Source organism: Streptomyces sp. SP18BB07, assembly GCF_036322545.1.
Lineage (GTDB): Bacteria > Actinomycetota > Actinomycetes > Streptomycetales > Streptomycetaceae > Streptomyces > Streptomyces deccanensis.
Window position 1 is genome coordinate 61,168 of sequence record NZ_JAQYWT010000215.1, and the last position, 17,120, is coordinate 78,287.

Consider the following 17,120-nt stretch of genomic DNA (forward strand, 5'->3'; position numbering starts at 1 on the left):
CGGGCGGCGCCCTTCTACTATGCCGTACCAGGCGCCTTCCATGCGACGGTATAGATCAGCGCTCTTGCTGACGTAGATGACCAGGCAGCCCCGATGGCTCTCGGTCGGAGAGGGCGCCCACCTCGCGCATGGCGACGTCCTTGGTCTGGCGCCGTTCCTCGTCGCGGATGTTGAGCCTCGCCTCCCACCCACGTCGGGAGATCGCTGAAGCCTCCTCGGGCGAGCGCTTGCGCTCCGGCTTCGGTAGGTCCCGTACCCACAGGGAGATCGAGCTCTTCGAGCAGCCCAGCTCGAGCTGGATCTGGTCGTACGTCCAGCCCTGGAGGCGTAGGTCGCGGGCCCTCGCTCGGAGGTCGTCCTTGGCGTTGGGGCGGTTGGTCCAGGCGGGAGGGGGCTCGCCCTCCAGGAGGCGGTTGAGGATGTCGTTGTTGTCGACGTGGAGGCGGTCGCGGATCTGGCGGCGGCTGTGGCCCTCGCGGCGCAGCGCGACCGCCCGCTCCCGCAGCGTCTCGAAGTCGGCGTACTTGCTGTGTGGATGTGCCATGGGCATACCGTCCGGGCGGAATGTGGGGTTCCGGGGTCGAACGGTGGGCCATTCAGCAGTTCGAGGGAAACGGGGTGGTTTCGCTTCTGTTCGAGGGTGGGGCGTGGTGTGGGCCACTACGGGAAACTCGCCGGAAAAGCGGGGGCGCTCGAACGTAGGCTTGGGTGTATGACCACGACGGGGGAAGACCACACCGCGGCCGGGACGGGGGACAGGGCCGGACCGTGGTGGTGGGAGCGGTGGCGGGGTGCCGCCCTCGACGGCGGGCTGGCGCTGGTGTCGGCCGTCGAGTGTTCGATCGAGGGTGTCGAGTTCGCCCGGAACGCCGCGCTGCCGGAGGCCGTGGGGGTCGTGTTCGGGGCGCTCGCCGGTTCCGTGCTGCTGGTGCGGCGGATGTGGCCCGTCGCTGTCGTGCTGGTGTTCATCGCGGTCGCGCCCGCCCAGATGGGGTATCTGATGGGGCTCGTCGGGCTCTACACGCTGGCCGCGTCGGAGGCGCCGCGGCGGATCATCGGGGCGCTGTCGGGGATGGCGTTCGCCGGTGTGTTCATCGTGTGGTTCGTGGAGGCGACCCGGAGCAATCTGCAGGGGGACGGGGCGGTCGGCGGCGGGGACGCGTTCGCCGTGTTCCTCGCGTCCACGATGGCGATCGGGCTGACCGCGCCGCCGGTGCTGTTGGGGCTGTACGTCGGGGCGCGGCGGCGGTTGATGGAGAGTCTGCGGGAGCGGGCGGATTCGCTGGAGCGGGAGCTGCAGCTGCTCGCGGAGCGGGCGGAGGAGCGGGCCGAGTGGGCTCGGGGTGAGGAGCGGACCCGGATCGCGCGGGAGATGCATGACGTGGTGGCGCACCGGGTGTCGTTGATGGTCGTGCACGCGGCGGCGCTGCAGGCCGTGGCGCGGAAGGATCCGGAGAAGGCTGTGCGGAACGCGGCGCTGGTGGGGGACATGGGGCGCCAGGCGTTGACCGAGTTGCGGGAGATGCTCGGGGTGTTGCGGTCGGGGGAGGGGTTCTCGTCGATGGGGCGGGAGCGGCCCGCGTCGGCGCCTGCGCCCGTGCCTCTGGCGGCGGTGGGGGCGGCGGCTGCGGCGGCGGCTTCGCGGGCCGAGGACGAGGCGGCGGAGGGGCCTTGTCTGGCCGAGCTGGAGGTATTGGTGGGGCAGTCGGCGGCGGCGGGGATGGTCGTCGAGTTGTCGGTGGAGGGGGAGGTGCGGGTGTATGCGGCGGAGGTGGAGCAGACGGCGTACCGGGTGGTGCAGGAGGCGTTGACCAACGTCCACAAGCACGCGGCGGGGGCGAAGACGCGGGTGCGGCTGGCGCATCGGACGGCGGAGATCGCGATGCAGGTGGAGAACGGCCCGCCGCCGGAGCCTGGCGCGGCGGGGGCCGCGCGGCTGCCGAGCGGGGGGAACGGCCTGCTCGGGATGAAGGAGCGGGTGGCCGAGCTGGGGGGTGTCTTCGTGTCCGGGCCCACGGACGCCGGGGGCTTCCGGGTGTCGGCGGTGCTTCCGGCCGCGCCGTGAGGGGCGCAGCCCCTGCTTTTCAGGGGCGCGGGGAACTGCGCGATCAGCCACGTACGACGGGTGTCCGCCGATGTCCTGAGGCCCTATGGCGGGACGACACGAAACGGCGGATGGCGGCCGACGGTCGGAACTCTTACGGCGGCCGGAGCCCGGCGGCGGCCGGCGCCCGCGCCGTCCTCCTCAGCCCGCGGTCAGCCGTACCGGTGCCGAGCCCGCCAGGAGTGTCGTGAGGGCGGCGTCGACGTTGGGGCCCAGGTACCAGTCGCCGGTGTGGTCGAGCGCGTAGGCGCGGCCCTCGGTGTCGATGGCGATGAGGGCCCGTGTGGCGGTCTCGTGGCCGAGGGGGCAGACCTCGGTGTCGAGGGCGCGGCCCAGGTCGCCGAGGGTGCGGGCCATGTGGAGGCCGTGCAGCGGGTCGAGGTGCAGGTCGGCGGGGGCGAGCCGGCGGCCGGGGCCCTGGGCGGTGAGGTGCAGGCCGCCGAACTCGGCCCAGGCCTCGACCGCGGCCGGGAAGACCGCGTGGCGGTGTCCGGCGGGGGAGGTGTGCTCGCGCAGGGTGTCGGCCCAGATCTCGGCCTGCTTTATGTCCCAGCGGCCCGGTTGCCATCCGGCGGCCCGCAGGGCGGCGTCGACGGGAACGGAGAAGCGCGTGGTGGAGGTGCGGTCTGTGTGCATCTGCCCTTTGTTCGTCGGTGGTTCGTGGTGGTTCTGTTCTCAGGCGTTCGAGAGCGGTTCGTGCGCCGTTCGTGTTTCCTGACGCGTTCTTCGGGTGCCCGGGTTCCTAGTTGTCCTGGGCCGGGTCCACGACGCGGACGCCGAAGTGGGCGCTGAGGGCCGCGCAGGAGCGGCAGGGCGGGGCGAACGCGCCGTGCAGGGGGTCGCCGTCCTCGCGGATGTGGCGGGTGGTGAGCTTGGCCTGCTTGAGGGCCTTGCGGGCCTCGCCGTTGGACATGGGTCTGCGGGCGGCGCGCCTGCTGCGGGCCGCGTCGGCGCCGGTGATGTGGCGGGAGATGAGGATGGCCTCGGCACAGCGGCCGGTGAAGCGGTCGCGCCGGTCGGTGGCGAGGGAGTCGAGGAACTCCTGGACCAGGGGGTGCAGGGGCGGGGCCTGGTCGCCGCGGGCGGCGGTGCCGGTGAGGGTCTCGCCGCGTACGGAGAGGGCGGCGGCCACGGTCGGCAGGATGCCGTCGCGGCGGTGGAGGAGGGCGGGAGCGTGCGGCTGTTCCGCGGTGCTCCAGCCGATGCGGGGGTCGCCCGAAGGTCCCGCCTGCGTCGCGCTCATGGTCGTGTTCCCCTCCTGTTGCATCCCCCGCCAGGGGACACAGAGTGCCAAACGGCGTGCCCGGTGCGGAAGCTGGGGCAGTACGACACGCCCGTTCTTCGGCGTTGCGTGAGGGTGGTGTGACGGCTGGTCACGGTGGCGGAGGCCCGATGACCGGTGTCGCCGTACCGCATAGGCTGTCGACAACCGCGATCCATTCGGTCTTGCGATCGAGGGCGGACAGAACAGGCCGTACCAGGGCCTTTTCTGCTGTCGGGGAGCAGTACGACACAGCACAACGCAGCCAGAAACAGGTCTCACAGAACGCCGCAGGGGGCTACCGCCATGACGACAGGTCGGCTCGGGCAGCAAGCCGCGCCGCCGAACGCGGCCTACGCCGGGCAGGTCGTGCAGTTTCCGGACCCGGTCCGGGCGGCGCGTCATCCGAGGGGTGTCCGTGTTGACGCGCACGGCTTTCCGGACTTCTCGCCCTACGCGCGTGCCGCGGCGGAGATCGCCGATCCTCCGGAGGGGTTCGGGGTGGACGAGCTGCGGTTGACGGACTACGTGTCCGCGAACGCGGCGCTGGCGGCGTCGGGACATGAACTGTGGGACACGATCCCGCCGGTGGCGACGCCGCACGGCTGGACGTGGCACCACGCGCCGGGCGGTCGGCGGCTGGAGCTGGTGCCGGTCGAGGTGAAGGCGTTGCTGCGGCACCACGGTGGTATCGCGACGGCGCGTGTCGACCAGCACAAGCGCGGCACGCGGCCGTTGCAGGAGACCCGGCCGGCGCACTTCGGGCTGCCGAAGTCGTCGGCGGTGGCGGTGACCGAGACGCAGGTGCAGGGGGTCGAGGAGGACCTCGGGTACCGGTTGCCGGGCGCGTACCGGTCGTTCCTGAAGGCGGCGGGCGGTTGTGCTCCCGTGGGGGCGGCGCTGGACGCGGAGTTGGGGCTGCTGGTCGACCAGCCGTTCTTCACGGTGCGGGACGAGGCCGCGGTCAACGACCTGGTGTACGTCAACAAGTGTCTGCGGGACCACCTCACCAAGGACTATCTGGCCGTGGCGTTCGCGCAGGGCGGGATCCTCGCGGTGAAGGTGAAGGGCGACCGGATCGGGTCGGTCTGGTTCTGCGCGTACGACGACGCCCGGGACGTCGATCCGTCGTGGGCGCCGGCCGAGCGGGTGGAGCGGTTGCTGCTCCCCGCCGGTGAGGACTTCGACGCGTTCCTGTCCCGGCTGGCGGGCAATCCGCCGGAACTGGAGACGGTGGCCAACCTGATGGTGGACGGTGGCTTCGCGCGTGCCGTACCGGTCGCGGCGGGCGCCGCGGCGTCTTCGGGGTCCTCGGCGTCCTCGGTGGGGGAGTGAGTTTTCGATGGTGACGTTCGCTCAGGCGCAGGAGCGCGCCGAGGAGTGGATCAACGGTGATCTGCCGGGCTACCAGCACCGTGAGGTGCGGGTGCGGGAGTTCGACCTCGGCTTCGTGGTGTGGGCGGAGGACCGGGCGGACGGCCCGCGTTCCGACGGTGGCGCGCAGCGGCTGGTCATCGCCCGGGACAGCGGGGAGGCCACGCTGTGGCCGTCGCTGCCGGTGGGTGAGGTGATCCGCCGGTTCGAGGAGGAGTACGGCCGTACGGAGGCGGCTCCGGCCGCCGCGCCGGCGCCTCCGGCGCGGGTGGACCTGAACCAGACGTCGTTCCTGCTGACTCCGCCGGAGTGGTTGCAGGACGCGGCGGACAGGATGGGGATTCCGGACCACCGTGCGGGTGCGGGTGCGGGTGCGGGGGCCGGCTCCGGCTCCGGTGCCGGTGCCGGTGCGTCCGACGGTGCCGGGTCCCGTCCGGCTGCGGCCGGTGCCGCTGCCGCCGATTCCGGTGCCGGTACGGGTGGTTCCGGCTCGTTCGGGGCCAACGGGGCGCCCGGGGGCGGCGGTTCGCTGCCCGAGACGATGGCGGGGCCGGTCGGGCAGTCGCCCTCGGCCGGCCGTGGGACGCCCGACGCACCGGCCGACGCCACGCCGTGGCCGGCCGCCGCCTCGGCGGAGGACGAGGTGCGGGACGCGGTGCCGCCGAGGGACGCCGATCCGCACGACGCGGTGCCCGCCGGGGCGACGCCGTGGGCCGGGACGGACACCAACGCCGAGGCCGAGGACGACCGTTCGGTACCGCTGCCGGACACCGTGTTCGCGCCCCAGCTGTCCGAGGTGAGCGACACGGACGACGCCCCGCCGCCGCCGAGCGCGCTGCCGGAGGCCAAGACCGCGCTGATCTCCGGGGGCAGCCAGCTCCCGCGTACGACGGTGGCGCCGGCGCTGGGCGCCCCCGGCCCCGACTCGGGCGCACCGGGCGGCCCCGCGCAGCCGTCACAGCAACCGCCGTCCGGCCCGGGGACCCCGCCGCCGGGTGCGCCGCAGTCGTACGGCTATCCGCAGGGACCGGGTGCTCCGCAGGGGCCCGGTGCTCCGTCCGGTCCGGGGACTCCGCCGCCGGGTGCGCCGCAGTCGTACGGGTACCCGCAGGGGCCCGGTGCTCCGCAGGGGCCGGGGACTCCGCCGCCCGGTGTGCCGTCGTACGGGTATCCGCAGGGGCCCGGTACGCCGCCTCCGGGGCCTTCGTCGGCGCCCTACGCCGGTGACATCGCCGACGCCGCCACGAGCAAGGCCGCGCCGCCGCCGCGCCGGGGCGGTGCGGCCGGTGCGCCGCCGCCTCCGGCTCCGCCCGGGGCCCCGGGGACGCCGGGTGCCCGGCCGGGTGCCACGCCTCCGCCGCAGTCCGGTCCCGGTGCTCCGGGCACCCCGGCGGGTGGCTATGTGCCGACCCAACTGGTCTCCTCCCTCGGGCCGGACGGCCCGGGGGGCCCGGGGGCTCCCGGTGCGCCGAATCCGCCCGGGGGTACGCCCGCCGGTGGTGTGCACCACGCGGCGACGATGCTGGCCGGTCCCGCCGTGGGCGGACCGGGTGCGCCGCTGCCGCCGGGGCCCCCTGGGGCTCCGGGCCGGCCGGGTGTTCCCGGCGCCCCCGGCGTTCCTGGCGCTCCGGGGCAGCCCGGCGTCCCCGGTCAACAGGGCGGTCCGCACGCCCCTGGGGCTCCTGGTGTCCCGGGTGCTCCTGGTGCGCCGAATCCGCCGGGGGGTACGCCCGCTGGTGGGGTGCACCACGCGGCGACGATGCTGGCCGGTCCCGCCGTGGTCGGACCCGGTGCGCCCGGGGCCCCGCAGCCGCCCGGTCCGCCCGGGATGCCACCGGGGGCTCCCCACGGGATGCCCGGACAGCCGATGGCCGGTCAGCCGGGACAGCCCGGACCGGTTCCCGGTCAGCCGGGGCCGCCGATGGGGGCGCCGCCCGCGTACGGCTATCCGCAGCCGCCCGCCGGGCAGCCGACCGTGGGCCCCGGCTACCAGGCCGTCCTGCGTTTCCGCGCTCCGGACGGGTCCGAGCAGCAGGTCATCCGGCGTTCGGCGCCGGGTACGCCGCACCCGGAGTGGCAGATCTTCCACGAGCTGCGCGGGATGAACATCCCGCCGGAGGCCGTGCTGGAGCTGCACACCGAGTTGGAGTCGTGCGAACTGCCGGGGGCGTACTGCGCGCGGATGATCCGTGAGCAGTGGCCGAACGCGCGCATCACGTCCATCGCCCCGTACGGCAAGGACCACGCGAGCCGGCAGCAGGGTATGGCCCAACTGCTCGCCCACCAGGGCGAGTTGCACCAGGTCGCGGACGGCCCCGCGCGGCCCGCGCCGGTGCGGGCGCCGTTGCCGCCGGTGCCGCCGGCGCCGCCGGTCCCGCCGGAGGTGATCGGGCAGGAGCTGGCGGCGGCGTTCGGGCCGGGGGTGTTCCGGTTCGACCAGCAGGCGGTGTCGCGGCAGGGTGTTCCGCCGATCGTGGCGCACACGCTGGTCGTCGCCGGGCTGCCGGTGGACATGGGCCCGTTCTTCTGGGCGCAGGCCCAGCCGGGCCGTCCGGTGCCGACGCTGGCGGAGCTGGCGCAGGAGCGCGGGGTGCAGCCGGCGGCCGACGCGGGCTCGTACCTGGTGATGGGCAGCGACTTCGGCAAGGCGCTCTGTGTGCAGTACGGCACGGCGAACATCGTGGCCGTGCCGGTGGAGGCGGGGCCGGGCGGTGTGCCCGTACCGCCGCAGTTCGTGAACACGGGGCTGCCCGAGTTCGCGCGCTGCCTGGCGCTGCTGGGCCGGATGTGGCGACTGCGCTTCGGTCTCAACCAGGAGCAGGCGGGGCGCTGGACCGTCGACTTCCAGGCGCAGCTCGCCGCCCTCGACCCGGCGGCGCTGGCCTCGCCGGAGAGCTGGTGGTCGGTGCTGCTGGAGCAGATGTGGGACGGGTTGCTGTGACCCCTCGCGGCTGACCTCCACGTCGGCCGCCCCCCCCGGTACGCAGGACGAGAGGGCCCGGCCCGGACACGTAGGTGATCCGGGCCGGGCCCTTACGCGTGTCCCGCCGACTGCTCCCGTGACCTCGCACGGAGTGTCGCGTTATGAACCTTTTGGTCCGATCCATCAAGATGTGGCGCGAAATCATCATTTCGTGTGCGTCCGGCGGAGAGGGCCCAGCATGAGCAGCGCACCGACGTCACCCCATGACTTCGAGTTCGATGTCGTACGGCGTGGCTACCGTCCCGAGGAGGTCGACGCCCACGCGGCGGCCCTCTCCAGGGACCGGGACGCCGCCTGGGAGCGGGCCGCCCGGCTGACCGTGCTGGCCCGCGAGATGGGCACGGACCTCGCCCTGCTGCGCGAGACGGTCGCCGGGCTCACCCCGCAGACGTACGAGGCGCTCGGCGGGCGGGCGCGGGAACTGTTCGAACTCGGTGTCGCGGAGGCCGAGGCCGTCCGGGAGGGCGGGCGCGAGGACGCCCGGCGGATCGTCGCCGACGCGGAGGAGGCCGGGGAGCGGCTGCGGGCGGCTGCGCAGGCGTACGCCGACGGGGTGCGGGGCGAGGCCGAGGAGCGGGCCCGGCAGGTGTTGCAGGCGGCGCAGGCCGAGGCGGACGAGCTGCGGATCGAGGCCCGGCGTGGGGTGAAGGAGGGGCGGGGCGAGGCGTTGGCCGCGCTGCGGGAGATGCGGGAGCGGGCGGAGGGGATGCTCGCGGAGCTCCAGAAGGAGTACGACGAGCGGGTGGCCGGGATCGAGCGGGAGGTCGCCGAGCGGGAGGCCGCGATCGACGCGGGGCTGGCGGAGCGGGTGGCTCGGGCGGAGGCGGAGCTCGCTGCGGCCGAGCGGGGGTTCGCTGACGCGGAGGCCGATGTGGTGCGGATGGAGGAGGAGGCGGAGGAGCGGGCCTCGGAGGCGTTGGCGGAGGCTCGGCGGCGGGAGGAGTGGGTGGCTCGGGAGACCGAGAGGGTGTTGCGGGAGCACGGGGAGAGGTGGGACGACGTTCGGGCGCACATGGACTGCATCCGGGAGAGTCTGTCGGCGTTGACTGAGTGAGGGGGTGGGGGGTGGGGGTGGGGCGTTGGGTTGCGTCGTCGGGTGCGGGTGGGTGGGGCTTCTCGCGCAGTTCCCCGCGCCCCTGAAAAGCGCCGGTGCGCGGCGGTTTCAGGGCGGCCGGCGAACCGCTCGCCCTCGAAAAGCCCCTGCGTCCGGCGGTTTTAGGGCCGCGGGAGGCCCGGTCGCCCTTGAGAAGCCGCGGCGTCCGGCGGTTTCAGCGCGGCCGGAGAGCCGGTCGCCCTTGAAAAGCCCGCCGCTCCCTTGAGGCCGGGCCTTCCCTCGGTGTCAGTCGCCCCTTCTTGTTGCGCCTGCCAGGATCCAGCCCTCGACCGCCTCGTACTGCCTGCGTTGTTCTTCTGCCTTGGTGCGGCCGGAGAGGGTGGTGCCCAGCCAGCCGAAGGCGAAGCCCAGGGGGATGGAGAGCAGACCGGTGGTGGTGAACGGGAACCAGTTGAAGTCGGCTTCGGGGAAGGCCGCGTGGGGGGAGCCCGAGACCAGGTTGGTGCCGGTCATGAGGACGAGGACGGAGAGGGTGCCGCCGACGAGGGTGTACATCAGTCCCGTCCGGGTGTAGCGGCGCCAGAAGAGGCCGTAGACGAGCGCGGGCGCGATGGCGGAGGCGCCCAGGCAGAAGGAGAGGGTGACCAGGGGCTGGAGGTTGCGGTGCTGGACCATCGTGGCGAGGACGATCGCCGTGACGCCGACCGCGCCCGCCGACAGCCGGGCGATGGTCATCTCGCGGCGGGGCGTGAGCGGTTGCGTTGCGCGGGCCGCGAAGACGTCGTGGGCGAGGGAGTTGGCGCAGGCGAGGATCATGCCGGCCACGGAGGCGAGCAGCGTCAGGAAGACCGCCGTCGTCACCGTCGTGAGGAGCAGTGTCTCCGCCGTGGACACCTCCGTGCCGAACGCCGCCATCGACCCCAGCAGATAGGCCGTGTTGCCCTGGGGGTCGACCGCCGCGATCACCTCGCGGCCGACCAGGGCCGTCGCGCCGAAGCCGATCACCGAGATGATCAGGACGAAGAGGGCCACGGAGGGCACCGCCCACGACAGTGAGCGGCGGACCTGACGGGCGTTGTTCGCGGTGTACATGCGCATGGTGACGTGCGGCAGGCAGGCGCCGCCCAGGACGACCGTCAACTGGGCGCTGATCATGTCGAGTTCGGGGTGCGGGCCGCCCGAGAACTGCAGACCGGAGTGGAGGTAGCCGGTGCCGATGCCGCTCTTCTCCGCCGCCGCGCCGAGCAACAGGCCGGGGTTCCAGTCGAACTTGTGCAGGATCAGGACGGCGATGAGCGCCCCGGAGCCGAGCAGCATCACGATCTTGAGGATCTGGATGAGGGCGGTGCCCTTCATGCCGCCGATCGCCGCGTAACCGATCATCAGCGCGCCGACGATCACCACGACACCGGTCTTCAGGCTCTCGCTGGAGAAGCCGAGGATGAACGCCAACAGGTCGCCGGTGCCCGCGAGTTGGACCAGCATCATCGGCATCAGCGCGGCGATCGTGACGACGCAGGCGACGATGCGTACGGACCGGCCGGGCATCCGCCGGGCCAGCGCGTCACCCATCGTGAACCGGCCAGCGTTGCGCAGGGGTTCGGCCAGCAGAAACATCAGCAGCATCAGCGACAGGGCGGTGCTGAGGGCGAGGACGACGCCGTCGTAGCCGAAGAGGGCGATCACTCCGCCGGTGCCCAGTACGGTCGCCGCGGAGATGTAGTCGCCCGCGATGGCGAGGCCGTTGCGCATCGGGGAGAGCGAGCCGTAGCCGGTGTAGAACTCGTCGAGGTCGTCCCGGTCGGGGCCCGTCATCACGCACAGCAGGAGCGTGATGGTGGCGACCGCGGTGAAGCCCACGAGCGACATGGCGCGGGCCGAGCCGCTGAACTCGGCGAGTCCGCCCGCGGCCGTGGTCGAGGGGCCGCCGGCGGTGAGGACGGCGGTGGCGGTGACGTTCATCGAACCGTCCCCCGCCTCGCGTCGACCGCCGCGAGGTCGCGGATGCGGTCGGCCAGCGGGTCGACGCGCAGGCGGGCGGTGTGCTCGTAGAGCCAGATGGCGAGGCACGTCACCGGTACCTGGATGAGGCCGAGCAGCAGGCCCGTGGAGAGTCCGCCGCTGACCTCGCTCGTCATGAACGACGGGGCGAAGGCGGACAGGAGGAGGAACAGCACGAAGTAGCCGAGGGCCGTCAGTGTCGCCACCCGCCGCTGCCAGCGGTACGCGCCGCGCAGCACCCGCAGGTCGCTGTGGTGGCCGAGGGGGGCGTGGCGGGGGGTGTCCGACGTCGGGTGCGGTTGCGGTTCCTGGGAGGCCCAGGGGTAGGTCTGGTACGAGGGGGACGAGGTGTGCGGCGGGTACGGCGTCGGGTGCGGGGGTGACGAGAACGGGTCGGTCATCCCTTGGTCTCCTTGCGCGGCTCGGGTCCGGGTGCGGACCGCAGGGAGGGGGGCGGGCGTGAACGCTACTCGTGGGTTCGGCGAAGCGCGAGCCTTTCGGCAAACTGATCGGTCGGTATGCGCTTACTTGGAGGATCTGGCGCTGACCTGGGGTGTTACCCGGATTAACTCAGGTTTTTGAACGAGGGTCAGAAGGGGGTTGTGGGGAGCACGTCGCGGGCGAGCCATGGCGCCCTCAGCCCTTCAGCACCGGAAACCTCCGAGGCGCCGCCACCAGCAGGACCAGCAGTGCCGCTGTCGCCGCGCAGCCCGCGCCCAGGTACACCGCGCGGACCGCGTCCGCGATCGCCGCGCGGATCGGCTCGGGGGCCGGGCCGGTGCCGAGGCCGTGGGTCACCGCGTCGAGGTTTCCCGAGCCGCCCAGCCGGGACGCCAGCACCCCGTTCGCGACCGCGCCGAAGGCCGCCGCGCCCAGGGTCTGGCCCGTCTGGCGGCAGAAGAGGATGGAGGCGGTGGCGGTGCCCCGCTCCTCCCACTCCACCGACGACTGCACGCCGATGATCAGGGGCAGTTGGAAGAGCCCCAGCGCGGCCCCCAGCAGCAGCATCAGGAGCGTCGGCTGCCAGGGTTCGCCGGGGTAGGGGAGGAAGGCGAACGCGAAGAGGACGAGCGCGGCAGCCGTGATGCCGAGGACCGACGTGTTCCGGAAGCCGATGCGGCGGTAGACGTGCTGGCTCAGGGCCGCCGACAACGGCCAGGTCAGCGTCCAGACGGAGACCACGAAACCGGCGGCCACCGGCGCCAGGCCCAGCACCGACTGCGCGTAGGTCGCCAGGAACACCGTGGGCGCCACCATCAGCAGGCCCAGCGCGCCGAGCGCCAGGTTCACCGCCGCGATCGTGCGGCGGCGCCACACCCAGCCCGGGATGATCGGTTCGGCGGCTCGGCGTTCGATCAGCACCAGCACGCCGATCAGGGCGACACCCGTGCCCAGCAGGGTGATCGAGGGCCAGGACAGCCAGGACCAGGCCACCCCGCCCTGCACCAGCGCCGTCAGCAGGGCCCCACCGCAGGCGAGGATGGTCAGGGCGCCCGCCCAGTCGATCCGGGGCCGGCCGCCCGTCGACTCCCTCGGCGGCTCGTGGAGGTGACGGGCCAGCAGCCACAACGCCGCCGCGCCGAGCGGCAGGTTGATGAGGAAGATCCAGCGCCAGTCCGCGTACGCGGCCAGGGCTCCGCCCACGCCGGGGCCCGCTATCGCCGACACCGCCCACACCGTGGACAGTTTGGACTGGATCTTGGGCCGTTCCTCGAGCGGATACAGATCCGCCGCCAGCGTCTGCACCGTGCCCGCGAGGGCGCCGCCGCCCAGGCCCTGGACGACCCGGAAGGCGATCAGGGCGGCCATGTTCCAGGCCAGCGCGCACAACAGCGAGCCCAGCAGGAACAGGGCGGCGCCCACGACGAGGACCGGTTTGCGGCCGAAGGTGTCGGAGAGCCTGCCGTAGACGGGGAGGGTGACGGTGGCGGCGAGCAGATAGCCGGAGAAGAGCCAGGAGAAGACGGAGAAGCCACCGAGGTCGGCGACGATCTGCGGTACGGCGATTGCGACGATCGTGGCGTCCAACGCGGCCAGCCCCATGGCCAGCATCAGCGCGGCGGTGACGGCCCTGCGGCGACCGGATCCGGCGCCCCACCGCGCCGGACCGCGCGGCGCGGCCGACCCCATGCCACGGACCGGGTGGCTGTCTATGGGGCGGTTGCTGACCGGGTGGGCGTCCGCCGGGTGGTCGTTGACCGGGTGGCTGTCTATGGGGCGGTTGCTGACCGGGTGAGCGTCCGCCGGGCGTTCGCCGAACGCGTCACCGCCCACCGGGCGTTCGCCCATCGCGTGGCCGTCCAACCGGTGGTCGCCGCCCGGGCCGCCGTCCACCCGGCGGTCGTCGACCGGGTCGCCGTCCGCCCGGCGGTCGCTGAGCTGGCCGCCGTCCACCCGGCGGCCACCGACCCCGCCGCCGGCCACCGCGCGGTCGCCTTGCGCAGGGCCGGCCGCCGGGCGGTCGTCGACCGGATTGCCGTGCGCCGCTTTGTCGTCCACCAGATGCCTTCCCCTTGCACGTATCCGCCGCCGACCACCATGCCATTGACCCTGACGCCACGGCAGGGTGCAGCCTGGTCGCACCGGAGGGAGGAGGTGAACCCCGAGGTCGTCTCCTCCCGGCGGGCGAGATCCCCTAGGGGTACCTCCGTACTACGGCCGGGGGCGGGTTCGTACCGCCGGAGGACGAGACGGGAGGCCCCCGGTCCTTAACCTGGCTTTACGCCGCTGGGGGGCGGTGCACCGGAGCGGTGGGGGTGGGGTTTTCCCCAGCAGAAGACTGCGCCGGGCACCAGCGCGCCGGACCCCCTCCGGGGACCAGACTCATCGACGTACCGATCGGCAAGCCGCTACGAGCGTGGCGACACAGCAGCATCCGCTGCCCGACTTAGGAGACATACCGTGACATCGGCTGTGACCATCACCAGGCACGGGGGTACTGGAGGGACTACGGCCGTTGCCGCGCGGGCGCGGCAGGTCGTGAAGGCGTACGGGTCCGGTGAGACCCGTGTCGTCGCCCTCGACCACGTGGACGTGGACATCGCGCGGGGCCAGTTCACCGCGATCATGGGCCCCTCGGGGTCCGGCAAGTCCACCCTCATGCACTGCCTCGCCGGACTCGACACCGTGACGTCGGGTCAGATCCACCTCGACGACACCGAGATCACCGGGCTCAAGGACAAGAAGCTCACCCAGCTGCGCCGGGACCGGATCGGGTTCATCTTCCAGGCGTTCAACCTGCTGCCGACGCTGAACGCGATAGAGAACATCACCCTCCCCATGGACATCGCGGGGCGCAAGCCGAACAAGGAGTGGCTGGGGCGGGTCGTCGACACCGTCGGGCTCTCCGACCGGCTCAAGCACCGGCCCACCCAGCTCTCCGGCGGCCAGCAGCAGCGCGTCGCCGTGGCCCGCGCGCGGGCCGCCCGGCCGGAGATCATCTTCGGTGACGAGCCGACCGGCAACCTGGACTCCCGCGCCGGCGCCGAGGTCCTCGGCTTCCTGCGCAAGTCGGTCGACGAGCTGGGCCAGACCATCGTGATGGTCACCCACGACCCGGTGGCCGCCTCCTACGCGGACCGGGTGCTGTACCTGGCGGACGGCCGCATCGTCGACGAGATGTTCAAGCCGACCGCCGAGGCCGTGCTGGACCGCATGAAGGACTTCGACGCCCGGGGGCGTACGTCATGAGTGTCATGAAGACCTCCCTGCGCAATTTCTTCGCGCACAAGGGACGGATGGCGCTCTCCGCCATCGCGGTCATGCTGTCGGTGGCGTTCGTGACGGGGACCCTGGTCTTCACCGACACGATGGGCACCACGTTCGACAAGCTGTTCGCGGCCACCTCCTCCGATGTCACGGTCAGCGCCAAGGGCGCCTCGGACAGCGGTGAGACCCAGTCCGACAACGGCAAGCCGCCGGTCATGCCCGCGTCGGTCGTGGACAAGGTGGGCGGCGCGGACGGCGTGAAGTCGGCCGAGGGCACCGTCTTCTCCACCTCGGTGACGGTCGTCGACGCCGACAAGGACAACCTCTCGCCCACCAGCGGTGCCCCGACCATCGTCGGCAACTGGAACGCCAACGACGCCCGCACCATGAAGATCTCCTCCGGCAACGCCCCGCGCGGACCGGACCAGATCATGGTCGACGCGGACACCGCCGACAAGCACGACCTGAAGCTCGGCGACCCCATCGGTGTCATCAGCGCCGTCGGCACGCACGAGGCGAAGATCTCCGGCATCGCCGACTTCCAGGTCACCAACCCGGGCGCCGCGATCTTCTACCTCGACACCGAGACCGCGCAGAAGACCCTCGTCGGCGAGACGGGCGTGTACACCAATGTCAACATCACCGCCGCGAACGGCTTCACGGACGCGCAGGTGAAGAAGAACGTCTCCGCCGAACTCGGCGGCGCCTACAAGGTGCAGACCGCCAAGGAGATCGCGGACGCCAACGCCAAGGACGTCGGCGAGTTCATGAGCGTGATGAAGTACGCCATGCTCGGCTTCGCCGGGATCGCCTTCCTGGTCGGCATCTTCCTGATCATCAACACCTTCTCGATGCTGGTCGCCCAGCGGACCCGTGAGATCGGCCTGATGCGGGCCATCGGTTCCAGTCGCGGCCAGGTCAACCGGTCGGTCCTCGTCGAGGCGCTGCTCCTGGGTGTCTTCGGCTCGATCCTCGGTGTCGCCGGCGGTGTCGGGCTCGCCATCGGTCTGATGAAGCTGATGAGCGCCACCGGCATGAACCTGTCCACCGACGACCTCACCATCGCCTGGACCACCCCCGCGGTCGGTCTGCTCCTCGGCATCGTCGTCACCGTCCTCGCCGCCTACGTCCCGGCCCGGCGCGCCGGCAAGGTCTCCCCGATGGCCGCCCTGCGTGACGCCGGCGCCCCGCTGGACGCCAAGGCCGGCCTCGTCCGGGCCGTGATCGGCCTGGTCCTGACCGGTGCCGGCGGCTACTGCCTGTACCTGGCCTCCGCCGCCGACAAGGCGAGCGAGGGCTCGATGTGGCTCGGCGGCGGGGTCGTTCTGTCCCTCATCGGCTTCGTCGTCATCGGCCCGCTGCTGGCCGGAGCGGTGGTGCGGGTGCTGGGCGCGGTCGTCCTGCGGGCCTTCGGTCCCGTCGGCCGGATGGCCGAGCGCAACGCGCTGCGCAACCCCCGCCGTACGGGGGCCACCGGCGCCGCGCTGATGATCGGCCTCGCCCTGGTCGCCTGTCTCTCCGTCGTCGGCTCCTCCATGGTCGCCTCGGCCACCGAGCAGCTCGACAAGACGGTCGGCACGGACTTCATCATCCAGTCCGACACCGGCCAGCTGATCACTCCGCAGGCCGTGAAGGCCGCGAAGTCCGCCGAGGGCGTCAAGAACGTCACCGAGTACAAGTGGACCCAGGCCGACTTCACCACCCCCGACGGCAAGACGCTCGAGAAGACGGCGATCACCGCCGCCGACCCGAGCTACGCCACCGACCTCGCCACCGAGGTCGTCGCGGGCAAGCTGGCGGACGCCTACAAGCCCGACTCGATGTCCGTCCACGAGAAGTTCGCGAAGGACCACGACGTCACGCTCGGCTCGAAGATCGCCGTCGCCTTCAAGGACGGCCGCACGGCCGACCTGACGGTCCGCGCCATCACCAGCAGCGACGTCGTCATCGACGCCGGGGCGATGTACACCTCCATCGACACGATGGCGAAGTACGTCCCGGCCGACAAGATGCCGCTGGACCAGCTGCTCTTCGCCTCGGCGAAGGAGGGCCAGGACGCGGCCGCGTACAAGTCCCTCAAGGCCGCGCTGCACGACTACCCGCAGTACGAGGTCCGCGACCAGACCGACTACAAGGAAGCCCTCAAGGGCCAGATCGACCAGCTCCTGAACATGATCTACGGCCTGCTCGCCCTGGCGATCATCGTCGCCATCCTGGGAGTCGTGAACACGCTGGCCCTGTCGGTCGTCGAGCGGACCCGCGAGATCGGTCTGATGCGCGCCATCGGCCTCTCCCGCCGCCAGCTGCGCCGCATGATCCGCCTGGAGTCGGTCGTCATCGCCCTCTTCGGCGCGCTCCTCGGCCTGGGGCTCGGCATGGGCTGGGGCGCCACCGCGCAGCAGCTCCTCGCCCTGGAGGGTCTGAAGGTCCTCGACATCCCGTGGCCGACGATCATCGGGGTCTTCATCGGCTCGGCCTTCGTGGGCCTGTTCGCCGCGCTGGTCCCGGCGTTCCGGGCGGGCCGGATGAACGTACTCAACGCGATCGCCACCGAGTAGCCACCGACTGCCACCGAGCACGGGGGAACGGGGCACGGGGGACACGGGGGAAACCGGGGGAGAGCCCGGCGTCGGGA

General features: G+C 72.4%; 11 protein-coding genes and 1 pseudogene. 6 read left to right on the forward strand and 6 right to left on the reverse strand.

The genetic code is table 11. From position 1 onward, the window contains the following. Positions 1 to 97 precede the first annotated feature (97 nt). Positions 98 to 544 (reverse strand): annotated as a pseudogene (locus PUR53_RS03835) (helix-turn-helix domain-containing protein); the annotation flags it as partial. A 168-nt stretch (positions 545 to 712) separates the two neighbouring features. Here PUR53_RS03835 and PUR53_RS03840 point away from each other — a divergent pair. Continuing rightward, positions 713 to 2,065 (forward strand): sensor histidine kinase, encoded by a 1,353-nt coding sequence (locus PUR53_RS03840; protein ID WP_329895464.1) that lies wholly within the window; start codon positions 713 to 715, stop codon positions 2,063 to 2,065. 180 nt (positions 2,066 to 2,245) lie between these two features. Here PUR53_RS03840 and PUR53_RS03845 read toward each other — a convergent pair whose 3' ends face one another. Both PUR53_RS03845 and PUR53_RS03850 read right to left on the reverse strand, forming a co-directional pair. Further along, positions 2,246 to 2,740, reverse strand: coding sequence for an SUKH-3 domain-containing protein (locus tag PUR53_RS03845; RefSeq protein ID WP_329895465.1), 495 nt, complete (start codon positions 2,738 to 2,740; stop codon positions 2,246 to 2,248). 106 nt (positions 2,741 to 2,846) lie between these two features. Further along, positions 2,847 to 3,347, reverse strand: coding sequence for a YwqJ-related putative deaminase (locus PUR53_RS03850; protein WP_329895466.1), 501 nt, complete (start codon positions 3,345 to 3,347; stop codon positions 2,847 to 2,849). A gap of 324 nt (positions 3,348 to 3,671) precedes the next feature. Here PUR53_RS03850 and PUR53_RS03855 point away from each other — a divergent pair, with 324 nt between their 5' ends. From PUR53_RS03855 to PUR53_RS03865, 3 genes are all read left to right on the forward strand, one after another. Continuing rightward, positions 3,672 to 4,700 carry an SMI1/KNR4 family protein gene (locus PUR53_RS03855; protein ID WP_329895467.1) on the forward strand — a complete coding sequence of 343 codons (1,029 nt, stop codon included), beginning with the start codon at positions 3,672 to 3,674 and terminating at the stop codon, positions 4,698 to 4,700. A 7-nt stretch (positions 4,701 to 4,707) separates the two neighbouring features. Further along, complete coding sequence (locus tag PUR53_RS03860; RefSeq protein WP_329907386.1) at positions 4,708 to 7,680, forward strand: SUKH-4 family immunity protein; 2,973 nt, start codon at positions 4,708 to 4,710, stop codon at positions 7,678 to 7,680. A 220-nt stretch (positions 7,681 to 7,900) separates the two neighbouring features. After that, a complete protein-coding gene (locus PUR53_RS03865; RefSeq protein WP_329907387.1) occupies positions 7,901 to 8,776 on the forward strand; it encodes a cellulose-binding protein in 876 nt (291 codons plus the stop codon). A gap of 285 nt (positions 8,777 to 9,061) precedes the next feature. Here the strand turns inward: PUR53_RS03865 and PUR53_RS03870 are convergent, their stop codons facing one another. From PUR53_RS03870 to PUR53_RS03880, 3 genes are all read right to left on the reverse strand, one after another. After that, entirely contained in the window at positions 9,062 to 10,645 is a 1,584-nt protein-coding gene (locus tag PUR53_RS03870) for a sodium/solute symporter (RefSeq protein WP_329895480.1), read from the reverse strand. A gap of 89 nt (positions 10,646 to 10,734) precedes the next feature. Next, positions 10,735 to 11,178, reverse strand: coding sequence for a DUF485 domain-containing protein (locus tag PUR53_RS03875; RefSeq protein WP_329907388.1), 444 nt, complete (start codon positions 11,176 to 11,178; stop codon positions 10,735 to 10,737). 235 nt (positions 11,179 to 11,413) lie between these two features. Then, positions 11,414 to 12,907: an MFS transporter gene (locus PUR53_RS03880; protein WP_329907407.1), complete on the reverse strand. Its 1,494-nt coding sequence runs from the start codon at positions 12,905 to 12,907 to the stop codon at positions 11,414 to 11,416. 771 nt (positions 12,908 to 13,678) lie between these two features. Here PUR53_RS03880 and PUR53_RS03885 point away from each other — a divergent pair. Next, positions 13,679 to 14,467, forward strand: coding sequence for an ABC transporter ATP-binding protein (locus PUR53_RS03885; RefSeq protein ID WP_329907389.1), 789 nt, complete (start codon positions 13,679 to 13,681; stop codon positions 14,465 to 14,467). Further along, positions 14,464 to 17,043, forward strand: a complete 2,580-nt coding sequence (locus PUR53_RS03890) for an ABC transporter permease (protein WP_329907390.1) — start codon at positions 14,464 to 14,466, stop codon at positions 17,041 to 17,043. Before PUR53_RS03885 ends, PUR53_RS03890 begins: the two co-directional genes overlap by 4 nt. The last annotated feature ends 77 nt before the right edge of the window (positions 17,044 to 17,120 follow it).

What these genes read in the sequence shown, in the direction of transcription:
- PUR53_RS03855 (WP_329895467.1), top strand. Translation starts at nt 3,672, where the DNA reads ATGACGACAGGTCGGCTCGGGCAGCAAGCCGCGCCGCCGAACGCGGCC.
- PUR53_RS03875 (WP_329907388.1), bottom strand. Translation starts at nt 11,178, where the DNA reads ATGACCGACCCGTTCTCGTCACCCCCGCACCCGACGCCGTACCCGCCG.
- PUR53_RS03850 (WP_329895466.1), bottom strand. Translation starts at nt 3,347, where the DNA reads ATGAGCGCGACGCAGGCGGGACCTTCGGGCGACCCCCGCATCGGCTGG.
- PUR53_RS03845 (WP_329895465.1), bottom strand. Translation starts at nt 2,740, where the DNA reads ATGCACACAGACCGCACCTCCACCACGCGCTTCTCCGTTCCCGTCGAC.
- PUR53_RS03870 (WP_329895480.1), bottom strand. Translation starts at nt 10,645, where the DNA reads ATGTCGCTCGTGGGCTTCACCGCGGTCGCCACCATCACGCTCCTGCTG.
- PUR53_RS03865 (WP_329907387.1), top strand. Translation starts at nt 7,901, where the DNA reads ATGAGCAGCGCACCGACGTCACCCCATGACTTCGAGTTCGATGTCGTA.
- PUR53_RS03860 (WP_329907386.1), top strand. Translation starts at nt 4,708, where the DNA reads ATGGTGACGTTCGCTCAGGCGCAGGAGCGCGCCGAGGAGTGGATCAAC.
- PUR53_RS03890 (WP_329907390.1), top strand. Translation starts at nt 14,464, where the DNA reads ATGAGTGTCATGAAGACCTCCCTGCGCAATTTCTTCGCGCACAAGGGA.
- PUR53_RS03880 (WP_329907407.1), bottom strand. Translation starts at nt 12,907, where the DNA reads ATGGGGTCGGCCGCGCCGCGCGGTCCGGCGCGGTGGGGCGCCGGATCC.
- PUR53_RS03840 (WP_329895464.1), top strand. Translation starts at nt 713, where the DNA reads ATGACCACGACGGGGGAAGACCACACCGCGGCCGGGACGGGGGACAGG.